The sequence below is a fragment of the Streptococcus sp. 3874 genome (assembly GCF_013276425.1).
GTDB classification, from domain to species: domain Bacteria; phylum Bacillota; class Bacilli; order Lactobacillales; family Streptococcaceae; genus Streptococcus; species Streptococcus pseudopneumoniae.
The window spans coordinates 1-12,125 of record NZ_VMLA01000121.1 but is presented as its reverse complement, the minus strand read 5'-3'; the positions used below and the strand labels follow the sequence as shown (position 1 = coordinate 12,125).

Below are 12,125 nucleotides of genomic sequence, written 5' to 3'. Positions count from 1 at the left end.
GCTGATTCGATTGCTTCTACTATTCGTTGTTGTTCGGATAGTGGAGGCAATAACATAGGAACTTCATATTTTAAAAATTTTATTGAAGCTAAATTTTTTATCGCTGAACCTATAGAATGCTCTTTTAGTGTATTAATCAAACTCGTAAACATCCATTTAAAATACTGTGAATCTATTATATCTGAGTTTAACGTAAGTTTTAATAATGCTTGATTTATAACTCCATTATAATAATTTGAAGGTATTTGAAAGATTTCTCCAATAGTACCTGCACAAGATATTAAAATATCTCCTGCTTTTATTGAAAAATTTTTTAAACGTATATAATCACTCTCTTTTAACCAATAGTCTCCATAATCTATAGTTTTTCTTATAGCATTACCTTGTTCATAAACCTTATATGTATGTTCTCCTTTCGGAACAAACATTGACTTTGTTATAGAACTACCAAAAGGACCTCTTTTTATTGAGCCGTCCTCTAATGCACAAATGTCTGGTAAATAAACTATGGCCCATCCTTTAGGTATATTATGTTTAAACTCTTTTATACTTCCATCAGCAAACTTCCCATAATGTTTCCCATCATCACCACGAAATATCTCAGTTTCCTTTTTATCTCGTTTGATTTTTCCTTCACTGATAAGTTTTTCTTTTTCAGCTTTAATTCTCTTTAATAATTCACTTGCAGGTTCGTCATTGGGATTTTGCGGCACTAATTTCCCTTCCATCGCTCTTTGGAGAATACTTGCTTTAAGTTGTTCTGGTGTCATTATTTGTCCTCCAACAACTGCAAAATATCAGCTAATACATTATCAATCTTATGATTTAAAGTTGCTCTTTCCGCTTGATAATTCTGAATCAACTCAAAGGGATTTAAGATTTCCTCTTCCTCTTTTGGAAAGCCACACTGGTCTAAATTATAATTCAACTCAGCCAATTCACTAGGTGTAAATGATTTAGATTTGTAGAACTTACCTTCCAGAATCTCTTCACGATTTTCCCACCAGTCACGAACAGGATTGAAGTGTTCTGACTTCATCGGCTTAGTTTTCGAGAAATTTTTATAACCATCTGGCATATCTAAACGATAAAACCAAGTTTCTTCTGTTTTCTTTGTTTTATCAAAGAAAAGAATGTTCGTATGGATTCCTGTATACGGTGCAAAGACACTATGAGGCAACCTAATAATCGTATGCAAGTTGAACTCATCTACCAGTTTTTGTTTCAAGCGAGTTTTTACACCTTCACCAAATAGAAAACCATCAGGTAAAATAACTCCAACACGACCATTTTCTTTCAAACGATACATAATGACAGCCATAAATAAATCAGCTGTTTCAGAACTCCGTAATTCTGCTGGAAAGTTATTTTTTATTGTTTCTAATTCTGACCCTCCAAAAGGTGGATTCATCATAATAATGTCAAATTTTTCATCATCCGTATATTCACGAACATTTTTCTCCAAAGTATTTCCATGAACAATTTTAGGGTCATCAATTTCGTGAAGAAACAGATTTGTAACTGCTAAAAGATGAGGAAATGCTTTCTTTTCAATACCAAAAACAGCTGTATTATATTTTTTGGTATCTTCACTAGTTTTACGTTGACTACTTAAACGGTTCAGAGTCGAAGTCAAGAAGCCTCCTGTTCCGCAAGCAAGGTCTGCCATTGATTCTCCAAGTTTTGGGTCAAGAACTTCGGCAATAAAATCAGTCGCTGCACGTGGCGTATAAAATTCTCCTGAGTTCCCAGCATTTTGAATATCTTTAAGAATTTTTTCGTAAATATCATTAAACGAATGACGATCTTCAGGGCTATTGAAATCAACTTCATCAATAACATTGATGACTTGGCGTAACAAGACGCCATTTTTCATATAGTTGTTCGCATCTTCAAAAGCTGATTTAACAATCGTTTTTCGAATAGGCATATTTGAAGTTATTTCAAGCTCTTTCAACTCTTTGAATAACTTGTTATTGACAAAATCAAGTAATTCATCGCCTGTCAATACCCGCTCTCCATTTTGAGCATGAGCCCAATTCCGCCATTTTAATTCCTCTGGGATAATTGACTCATACTCGTCTTCTTCTAATTCCCAAACCATTTCACGGCTATCATAAATTTTTAAGAATAATAACCAAGACATTTGCTCAATACGTTGAGCATCACCATTAACACCAGCATCGTTTCGAGTGATATCTTGAATTCTTTTTACAAATGATGTAATTGACATACTTTCCTTTCATTAAGCTACTGTAAATAGCTCTTTCTCCAATTCTTTAATTGCTTGTAAATATCGTTTTTTATCTCCAAAATAAGTATTGATGATTTTGAAGGTTCCACCATATATCTGAAATTCTGGAAGTTTTAATGTTTCAATGCTTTCGAGTTCTCCAATACCTTTATCCATGTATTTGTCCAGTAAAATTTCCAAAACAGCACGCGCTTCCTCACTATATTTATATAAATATCCGCTTTGTTTGAGTTTATTGATACGTTCCGTTTTGGTTAATTCTTTTTGACCATAGGCAAGTTTTAGGAGTAAATCAAAATCATCGATTTCTTGTTCTGATATTCCCTCCGACTCTCGAATAGCATCTAGATAAACTCCTTTTTTATAAAGTTCGTCTAAGATAAGCTTCTTTTTATCCGCCGTATGCCAAACTGTGATAAAATCGTTCAAAGTGGCGTAGCTACCTAAGATATTCTTCCGAGTGTAGTCGGTCAGGCTTTCGGTAATCAGTTTCCCGTTTTCATCCAATACTTGAACAGTAGAATTAAGAATGGTAACCTGCTTGTCTGTAACGATATATTTTTCTACTGGGTCACCACCTTCGTTTACAAAACCAGGTGTAGTACCATTGTTTGTTTTTGCGCCCGTTTCCAGAACCTTCACTGGTTCACCATCAAAATCAGGGTCAGCAAACAAATTGGTAACATTTCGAAAATCAATAATCGTAAAAAATTCTTTCCCCTTTTGAGGATAAAGACGTGTGCCACGACCAATAATTTGTTTAAATTCAGTCATGGATTGGATATTAGAGTCTAAAACAATCAAACGACATGTTTTAGCATTAACTCCTGTCGTTAATAATTTAGACGTTGTTACAATAGCGGGAAAATTAGAATTGACATCCATAAAGTTATCCAGTTGAGCTTTTCCTTCAGCGTTGTCACCAGTTACTTGCATGACATAACGATAGTCTTCTTGGACTAAGTCTAGATTCTCTTTTACAAGTGCAGCACGCATTCGCTCGGCATGGTCAATATCAACACAAAAAACAATTGTTTTATCAAATCGTGCATTGTTTTGCTTCATATAATCAGAAACAAACTTGGCAACTCTTTGCGTTCTATCATCAATGACAATGGTTTTGTCAAAATCTTTCCTGCCGTAGTACCTATCTTCTATTAATTGTCCGTTAGCATCAACTTTTCCAGTTTCTGGACGATAACCATCCACATCCACATCTAAATTAATCCTCATAACACGATATGGAGCCAAAAAACCATCCTCGATTCCCTGTTTTAAACTATAAGTATAGATTGGCTCACCAAAGTATTCCGTATTGGAAGCATTCTTGGTTTCTTTAGGAGTAGCGGTCATCCCAATCTGTGTCGCAGAACTGAAATAATCAATCACCTTACGCCAGTTACTGTCTTCCTTAGCTGAGCCACGGTGCGCTTCATCAATTATGACTAAATCAAAGAAGTCTTTGTCAAACTTTTGATAATGTGTTTCAGTTCCATCTTCACCAGTTAGTTGCTGATAAAGCCCTAGATAAATTTCAAAAGAATTTAATTTTTCTGGAGCAGTCAAAAGTTTTGGTGTAATTTTCGTCATTATCTTTTCGAATGGCTTAAAGTCTTCAGCCATCGTTTGGTCTACTAAGATGTTTCTATCTGCTAAGAATAAAACTCGTTTAGCCAAACCAGCTTTTCGAAGGCGATGAATAATTTGAAAAGCCATGAACGTTTTCCCCGTTCCTGTTGCCATCACAAACATTACTCGTTTTTGTCCTCTGGCAACTGTTTCAATAGTACGGTTGATAGCTATTTGCTGATAATAGCGTGGCGTTTTCATTGAGAAGGCGTCTGTATAGTATGGAGTTGAGATAGCTTCTGTAATTTCGTACGTCAATCCTTTTTCCTTCGTCATACGAGAAAATAATTCTTCACGAGTAGGGAATTCGTCTAACTCCAACTCACGTTCTTCTCTCGTGATACGGTCGTGTTCAATAAAGCCATCACCATTCGAAGAATAAACAAATGGAACATCTAAAATCTCTCCATATTCAATAGCTTGTTGTAATCCTGCTCGAACGCTGTGTTTATTATCCTTTGCCTCAACAATTGCAATTCGAGTTCCAAATTGGTAATACAGTGAATAGTCTGATTTTTTTCCTTCTTTACGACGAGCCTTATCTCCTCTAACTTCAATTCGACCATCAGTGAAGTATTCTTCGTAAGCGATATGTTCACCATTTTTCCATCCTTTGGCTACAATAGCAGGAGTGATGAAATTTGCTTTAATATCCTCCTCACTCATTTCTTTCTTAGACTTTATAAACTCAACCATATTGAACCCTCCGCATTCTAAAAATCTACTTCTCCATAAAATAAACTATCAGAACAAATTATACTTCTATTATATCACACTTATAAAAATACTCTGCTAAATTGTTGAAAATAAGTATGCAATATATTTTCGCATCGCGTCAGATTATCTCCGCATAACACCGCTATTTTTCACTGTTTTCGGCAGGCAACTTATTATCATTCTATAAGCACTTTCAGTCGGGCTGGTGAGCTATTTTTCAAAAATAAATAATCACATTTAAACATTTTGAAAGTATAAAATATCTACATCAGCCGTTCAAAAACTGGCGTAAATTTTGCCATAATATTTTCGTTTAAATAAAGATTTTTTTATGCCAAACGGATTTTAACGAGGCGGATGCTTCCTATTTTGCTTCTCTTTTTAGCTCTACTACCGGTTTTCTCAAAGTTTGTCAGTGGAGCTAGTTCTTTCAGTTGGGAAGTATTTTTGATTTTCATAATAGATTGGGTTTTATTGATAGTTTTTGCGGTTCAGATTTCTTATATTTTTTGGAGATTGAGTCAAAAGTGGAAAGAATTATCTAATAAATAACACCAGGCATGTTTTCTAATTTTGGGGTAAGACAATGAATAGCAGAGTAGAATTTCGGATTTTCACCATTGTTGATTTGGACAAGGAAGAAGAGTATTTGCATGAGATGCATTTGAAAGGTTGGAGATATAGAACGGGTCGTTTTGGTTTGTTCTATCTTGACCAATGTCAACCAGACGATGTCATCTACCGTATCTATGATTCTAGATTTCTTAAAAAATATAAGCATGAACTGCAAGATTTTAGAAATAGAGGTTGGGAATTGATAGGAGCAGGTTTTTGTTCGATTCTTCGTAAATTGGCTTCTGATATACTTTCAGAGGATCAAGTCTATATGAGTAATAATCTCAGGTGGGAAGTTATGCGATATAGACTTCGTTCATGTGCAGCTACTTTCTTAGGAGGTTTTGTTGTTTGTATGAGTTTGTTTCGAGAAGAACTGTCGCAATCTTTCTTTGTTATTTTTGCTCTATATGCCTTTATGATTTCTTATCTAATCTATGGTTATTTCAGACTAAAAAGTAAATACCGAGTAGATGGAAGGTAGGGTTCTAGGTCTTCAGACTGATTTTTAGCACTCTTGATAAAAGAGTGCTAATTTTTTGAATTTTTATCTTGACATTCTCTTCTAAGGGTGTATAATAGAATCATAAGTTAGCACTTGAACGTATCGAGTGCTAATTTATCAGACAGAGAGGAGTGATGAGATGGTTACAGAGCGTCAGCAGGATATTTTAAATCTGATTATTGACATCTTTACCAAAACGCACGAACCTGTCGGATCCAAAGCCTTGCAAGAGTCTATTAACTCTAGCAGTGCAACCATTCGTAATGACATGGCGGCTCTAGAAAAGCAAGGTTTGCTTGAAAAGGCTCATACTTCAAGCGGTCGGATGCCAAGTATTGCTGGTTTTCAGTACTATGTAAAACACTCACTGGATTTTGATCAACTGGCTGAAAATGAGGTATATGAGATTGTCAAAGCCTTTGATCAGGAATTCTTCAAACTGGAGGATATTCTGCAAGAAGCTGCTAATCTACTGACAGACCTGAGTGGCTGTACGGTAGTGGCACTGGATGTTGAGCCGAGCAGGCAACGTTTGACAGCCTTTGATATCGTTGTTTTGGGGCAACATACAGCCTTGGCAGTATTCACCCTAGACGAGTCGCGAACGGTTACCAGTCAGTTTCTGATTCCAAGGAACTTCTTGCAGGAAGATTTGCTGAAACTGAAGAGTATCATTCAGGAACGTTTCCTCGGGCACACCGTTCTAGATATTCACTACAAGATTCGGACGGAGATTCCGCAGATTATCCAGCGTTACTTTACAACAACGGATAATGTGATTGATCTCTTTGAACATATCTTTAAGGAGATGTTCAACGAAAACATTGTGGTGGCGGGCAAGGTCAATCTCTTGAATTTTGCCAATCTGGCAGCTTATCAGTTCTTTGACCAACCGCAAAAGGTGGCTCTGGAGATTCGTGAGGGGTTGCGTGAAGATCAGATGCAAAATGTCCGTGTTGCAGACAGTCAAGAGTCCTGTCTAGCAGACCTAGCGGTGATTAGTAGCAAGTTCCTCATTCCTTATCGGGGAGTTGGAATTCTAGCCATTATCGGTCCAGTCAATCTGGATTACCAACAGCTAATCAACCAAGTCAACGTAGTCAACCGTGTTTTGACCATGAAGTTGACAGATTTTTACCGCTACCTCAGCAGTAATCATTACGAAGTACATTAAGATTGAAATCATTAAAGGAGGCGAAAATGGCCCAAGATATAAAAAATGAAGAAGTAGAAGAAGTCCAAGAAGAGGAAGTTGTGGAAACGGTAGAAGAAACAACTCCTGAGAAATATGAGTTGGATTTGGCAAATGAACGTGCAGATGAGTTCGAAAATAAATACCTTCGCGCTCATGCGGAAATGCAAAATATCCAACGCCGTGCCAATGAAGAGCGTCAAAACTTGCAACGTTATCGTAGCCAGGACTTAGCAAAAGCAATCTTGCCATCACTCGACAATCTTGAGCGTGCACTCGCAGTTGAAGGTTTGACAGATGATGTCAAAAAAGGATTGGAGATGGTTCAAGAAAGCTTGATTCACGCTTTGAAAGAAGAAGGAATCGAAGAAATCGCAGCTGACGGCGAATTTGACCATAACTATCATATGGCCATCCAAACTCTCCCAGCAGACGATGAACACCCAGCAGATACCATCGCCCAAGTTTTCCAAAAAGGCTACAAACTCCATGACCGCATCCTACGCCCAGCAATGGTAGTGGTGTATAACTAAGATACAAAGCCCGTAAAAAGCTCACAGTAAAAATAGGAGATTGACGAAGTGTTCGATGAACACAAGAAAATCTATCTTTTTTACTCAGAGCTTAGGGCGTGTTCGATTCGGCAATTCTGACGGTAGCTAAAGCAACTCGTCAGAAAATGGCAATCGCTATGGCATTTGCCTAGCCTCCTTATTAACTCGTCGTCGAAATAAAATCGATTTCGACTTCTCGTGTCGCAATTTACATAATAGAAAACTTGTCCGAAACGACAATAAACTATGAAGAAAGATAAGAGGCAAGCCGAAGGCTTGCAAGGAAGATATTTCCCGCCGTGGTAAAAGTTTCAGTAGCTTTTGCTACTGAAATAGGGGATTTTTGAGACAATAGGCTCAAAAATAAGTGATGAAATCCCGAAGGGAGTTGCTCACGTCCCCACCACTTAAGGGAAATATAAAAAAAGAAAATTAACTAACAAGGAGAAAAACACATGTCTAAAATTATCGGTATTGACTTAGGTACAACAAACTCAGCAGTAGCAGTTCTTGAAGGAACTGAATCAAAAATCATCGCAAACCCAGAAGGAAACCGCACAACTCCATCTGTAGTCTCATTCAAAAACGGCGAAATTATCGTTGGTGATGCTGCAAAACGTCAAGCAGTTACAAACCCAGATACAGTCATCTCTATCAAATCTAAGATGGGAACTTCTGAAAAAGTTTCTGCAAACGGAAAAGAATACACTCCACAAGAAATCTCAGCTATGATCCTTCAATACTTGAAAGGCTACGCTGAAGACTACCTTGGTGAAAAAGTAACCAAAGCAGTTATTACAGTTCCAGCTTACTTTAACGATGCTCAACGTCAAGCAACAAAAGACGCTGGTAAAATCGCTGGTCTTGAAGTAGAACGTATCGTCAACGAACCAACAGCAGCAGCCCTTGCTTACGGTTTGGACAAGACTGACAAAGAAGAAAAAATCTTGGTATTTGACCTTGGTGGTGGTACATTCGACGTATCTATCCTTGAATTGGGTGACGGTGTCTTCGATGTATTGTCAACTGCAGGGGACAACAAACTTGGTGGTGACGACTTTGACCAAAAAATCATTGACTACTTGGTAGCAGAATTCAAGAAAGAAAACGGTATTGACTTGTCTACTGACAAGATGGCAATGCAACGTTTGAAAGATGCAGCTGAAAAAGCGAAGAAAGACCTTTCTGGTGTAACTTCAACTCAAATCAGCTTGCCATTTATCACTGCAGGTGAAGCTGGCCCTCTTCACTTGGAAATGACTTTGACTCGTGCGAAATTTGACGATTTGACTCGTGACCTTGTAGAACGTACAAAAGTTCCAGTTCGTCAAGCCCTTTCAGATGCAGGTTTGAGCTTGTCAGAAATCGACGAAGTGATCCTTGTTGGTGGTTCAACTCGTATCCCAGCCGTTGTAGAAGCTGTTAAAGCTGAAACTGGTAAAGAACCAAACAAATCAGTAAACCCTGATGAAGTAGTTGCCATGGGCGCTGCTATCCAAGGTGGTGTCATCACTGGTGATGTCAAAGACGTTGTCCTTCTTGATGTAACACCATTGTCACTTGGTATCGAAACAATGGGTGGTGTCTTCACAAAACTCATCGACCGTAACACAACAATTCCAACATCTAAATCACAAGTCTTCTCAACTGCGGCAGACAACCAACCAGCCGTTGATATCCACGTTCTTCAAGGTGAACGACCAATGGCAGCAGATAACAAGACTCTTGGACGCTTCCAATTGACAGACATCCCAGCTGCACCTCGTGGAATTCCTCAAATCGAAGTAACATTTGACATTGACAAGAACGGTATCGTATCTGTTAAGGCCAAAGACCTTGGAACTCAAAAAGAACAAACAATTGTGATCCAATCGAACTCTGGTTTGACTGACGAAGAAATCGACCGCATGATGAAAGATGCAGAAGCAAACGCTGAAGCAGATAAGAAACGTAAAGAAGAAGTGGACCTTCGTAACGAAGTAGACCAAGCAATCTTTGCGACTGAAAAGACTATCAAGGAAACTGAAGGCAAAGGCTTCGACGCAGAACGCGACGCTGCCCAAGCTGCCCTTGATGACCTTAAGAAGGCGCAAGAAGACAACAACTTGGACGACATGAAAGCAAAACTTGAAGCATTGAACGAAAAAGCTCAAGGACTTGCTGTTAAACTCTACGAACAAGCAGCAGCAGCCCAACAAGCTCAAGCAGGAGCAGAAGGTGCACAAGCAACAGGAAACGCAGGCGATGACGTCGTAGACGGAGAGTTTACGGAAAAATAAGATGAGTGTATTAACAGAAGAGTATCTAAAAAGTACACGAAAACTTTATAATGATTTTTGTGATAAAGCTGATAGTTATGAATCTGCAAAAGATTTTATAGATAATATTCCAGCAGTATATTTGGCTAGATATAGAGAAATTATATTAGCTGAACATGAGAATTGTGTCAAAAATGATGAAGCGGTAAGGAATTTTGTTACTTCAGTATTGTTGTCAGCGCTAGTATCAGCACTAGTATCAGCAACCATACAAAAACCAGAATTTATAATATCGTTTATAATGGGCATGATTTGGGTTGTCGGTGTATTCCTTCTAATCTATTGGAATTTTATAGCAAATACTAAGAAGAGACAAAAATATATAAATATTTCTGTACTTATAGGATATTTAAAATCAAAATAAAGTTAATTTACTTATTTGCAGAGGTTGCAACCCAGCCTCTGTTTTTCGATAAAAAGGGACGGAATATCATTTGTTTGGGTTTTGTCTCATCAATATGAAAGAAAGGAACAAATGTGTTCAGGGAATTGAACACGGGTTCCCAAATTTCTTACTTAATATAACAGAAAGGAATTGAACCCGACCTAAATTCTCGGAAAAAAGATAAATCTGTCTAGGAGCATCGCTCCAGCGTCAGATTTCCTATTTTTCAGTCGAATTTTACGGTCTTGGTATCTTGTATGAACAATACTGAATTTTATGATCGTCTGGGGGTGTCAAAAAACGCTTCGGCAGACGAGATCAAAAAGGCTTATCGTAAGCTTTCGAAAAAATATCACCCAGATATCAATAAGGAGCCTGGTGCTGAGGAAAAGTACAAGGAAGTTCAAGAAGCCTATGAGACTTTGAGTGACGACCAAAAACGGGCTGCCTATGACCAATATGGTGCTGCAGGCGCCAATGGTGGATTTGGAGGCTTCGGTGGTGGAGCTGGCGGTTTCAATGGGGCAGGTGGCTTCGGTGGTTTTGAGGACATTTTCTCAAGTTTCTTCGGCGGAGGCGGTGCTTCACGCAATCCAAATGCTCCTCGCCAAGGGGATGACCTCCAGTATCGTGTGAACTTGACCTTTGAAGAAGCTATTTTTGGAGCTGAAAAAGAAGTTAAATACAACCGTGAAGCAAGCTGTCGTACATGTAATGGCTCAGGTGCTAAGCCAGGAACCAGTCCAGTCACTTGTGGACGCTGTCATGGTGCTGGTGTCATTAACGTCGATACGCAGACTCCGCTTGGTATGATGCGTCGTCAAGTAACCTGTGATGTCTGTCATGGTCGCGGAAAAGAAATCAAAGATCCATGTACAACATGTCACGGAACAGGGCATGAAAAACAAGATCATAGCGTACATGTCAAAATTCCTGCTGGTGTGGAAACTGGTCAACAAATTCGCCTAGCTGGTCAAGGTGAAGCTGGATTTAACGGTGGACCTTATGGTGACTTGTACGTGGTTGTTTCTGTGGAAGCCAGCGATAAGTTTGAACGTGAAGGAACTACTATCTTCTACAATCTCAACCTCAACTTTGTCCAAGCAGCTCTTGGTGACACAGTAGATATTCCAACTGTTCACGGTGATGTTGAATTGGTTGTCCCAGAGGGAACTCAGACTGGTAAGAAATTCCGCCTACGTGGCAAAGGAGCTCCGAGTCTTCGTGGTGGTGCAGTTGGTGACCAATATGTTACCGTTAATGTCGTAACACCAACAGGCTTGAACGATCGTCAAAAAGCAGCCTTGAAAGAATTTGCAGCTGCTGGTGATTTAAAAGTCAATCCAAAGAAAAAGGGCTTCTTTGACCATATTAAAGATGCCTTTGAAGGAGAATAATACTCTTCGAAAATCAAATTCAAACCACGTCAGCGTTGCCTTGCCGTACTCAAGTACAGCCTGCGGCTAGCTTCCTAGTTTGCTCTTTGATTTTCATTGAGTATAAACAAAAAGAGCCGAGTGGCTCTTTTTGTTTATAGATTTTTTAAGACTTTCCTTAAGTAATGACGGACGGTAGCGATCTTCTTCGAAGTTCCATACCTAAACTTTGAGCCTAGGTCTCAAAGTTTCCGGACGAGTCTGAGACAAAAAGATTTTGATTTCAGGAATTCTTTATTATAAATTTTAAAAATCGATAGATTAGATAAAAAAGCGAACAAGACAGAATTCTGAGTGTCAGATAACTCGTTTTGTTCGCTTTTTATATTGAAGATTAGACTTTTATCCCAGACTCGTTTTCAGTACGGCGGAAAATCTTCGATTTAGTTGTGAAATGGTGAATGATACTCTTTAAAAATCTCCTCAAACCACGTCAGCGTCGGCTTGTCTACAACCTCAAAACTGTGTTTTGAGCTGACTTTGTCAGTTCTATTCACAACCTCAAAACGGTGTTTTGAGC

At 38.5% G+C, this 12,125-nt stretch carries 9 protein-coding genes; 6 read left to right on the top strand and 3 right to left on the bottom strand.

Annotated elements, in window-relative coordinates; all coding sequences use genetic code 11:
- The 3 genes from HT703_RS10550 to HT703_RS10540 all read right to left on the bottom strand — a co-directional run.
- Positions 1–770: restriction endonuclease subunit S (locus HT703_RS10550; protein ID WP_172930074.1), on the bottom strand; the 770-nt coding region annotated here is incomplete at its 3' end.
- Entirely contained in the window at positions 770–2,233 is a 1,464-nt protein-coding gene (locus tag HT703_RS10545) for a class I SAM-dependent DNA methyltransferase (protein WP_000029046.1), read from the bottom strand. The genes HT703_RS10545 and HT703_RS10550, both read right to left, overlap by 1 nt.
- Before the next feature lie 12 nt (positions 2,234–2,245).
- Positions 2,246–4,579 carry a DEAD/DEAH box helicase family protein gene (locus HT703_RS10540; RefSeq protein ID WP_054393175.1) on the bottom strand — a complete coding sequence of 778 codons (2,334 nt, stop codon included), beginning with the start codon at positions 4,577–4,579 and terminating at the stop codon, positions 2,246–2,248.
- 607 nt (positions 4,580–5,186) lie between these two features.
- On the opposite strand from HT703_RS10540, the gene HT703_RS10535 reads away from it, so the two are divergent.
- From HT703_RS10535 to dnaJ, 6 genes are all read left to right on the top strand, one after another.
- Positions 5,187–5,699 (top strand): DUF2812 domain-containing protein, encoded by a 513-nt coding sequence (locus HT703_RS10535; RefSeq protein WP_054393179.1) that lies wholly within the window; start codon positions 5,187–5,189, stop codon positions 5,697–5,699.
- 160 nt (positions 5,700–5,859) lie between these two features.
- Positions 5,860–6,894, top strand: coding sequence for a heat-inducible transcriptional repressor HrcA (gene hrcA, locus HT703_RS10530; protein ID WP_054393181.1), 1,035 nt, complete (start codon positions 5,860–5,862; stop codon positions 6,892–6,894).
- A gap of 26 nt (positions 6,895–6,920) precedes the next feature.
- On the top strand, positions 6,921–7,445 hold the full coding sequence (gene grpE / locus HT703_RS10525) for a nucleotide exchange factor GrpE (protein WP_054393182.1): 525 nt from the start codon (positions 6,921–6,923) through the stop codon (positions 7,443–7,445).
- Positions 7,446–7,921: 476 nt separating this feature from the next.
- The gene (gene dnaK / locus HT703_RS10520; RefSeq protein WP_049493655.1) at positions 7,922–9,745 is read left to right on the top strand and encodes a molecular chaperone DnaK; all 1,824 of its coding nucleotides are present in this window, start codon (positions 7,922–7,924) and stop codon (positions 9,743–9,745) included.
- 1 nt (position 9,746) lies between these two features.
- Entirely contained in the window at positions 9,747–10,148 is a 402-nt protein-coding gene (locus HT703_RS10515; protein ID WP_054393183.1) for a hypothetical protein, read from the top strand.
- 278 nt (positions 10,149–10,426) lie between these two features.
- Positions 10,427–11,566 carry a molecular chaperone DnaJ gene (gene dnaJ, locus HT703_RS10510; protein ID WP_014017330.1) on the top strand — a complete coding sequence of 380 codons (1,140 nt, stop codon included), beginning with the start codon at positions 10,427–10,429 and terminating at the stop codon, positions 11,564–11,566.
- The last annotated feature ends 559 nt before the right edge of the window (positions 11,567–12,125 follow it).

Bases quoted from the DNA above. Each gene is read 5' to 3' on its own strand.
- HT703_RS10545 (WP_000029046.1), bottom strand. From the start codon at position 2,233: ATGTCAATTACATCATTTGTAAAAAGAATTCAAGATATCACTCGAAAC.
- HT703_RS10540 (WP_054393175.1), bottom strand. From the start codon at position 4,579: ATGGTTGAGTTTATAAAGTCTAAGAAAGAAATGAGTGAGGAGGATATT.
- HT703_RS10535 (WP_054393179.1), top strand. From the start codon at position 5,187: ATGAATAGCAGAGTAGAATTTCGGATTTTCACCATTGTTGATTTGGAC.
- hrcA (WP_054393181.1), top strand. From the start codon at position 5,860: ATGGTTACAGAGCGTCAGCAGGATATTTTAAATCTGATTATTGACATC.
- grpE (WP_054393182.1), top strand. From the start codon at position 6,921: ATGGCCCAAGATATAAAAAATGAAGAAGTAGAAGAAGTCCAAGAAGAG.
- dnaK (WP_049493655.1), top strand. From the start codon at position 7,922: ATGTCTAAAATTATCGGTATTGACTTAGGTACAACAAACTCAGCAGTA.
- HT703_RS10515 (WP_054393183.1), top strand. From the start codon at position 9,747: ATGAGTGTATTAACAGAAGAGTATCTAAAAAGTACACGAAAACTTTAT.
- dnaJ (WP_014017330.1), top strand. From the start codon at position 10,427: ATGAACAATACTGAATTTTATGATCGTCTGGGGGTGTCAAAAAACGCT.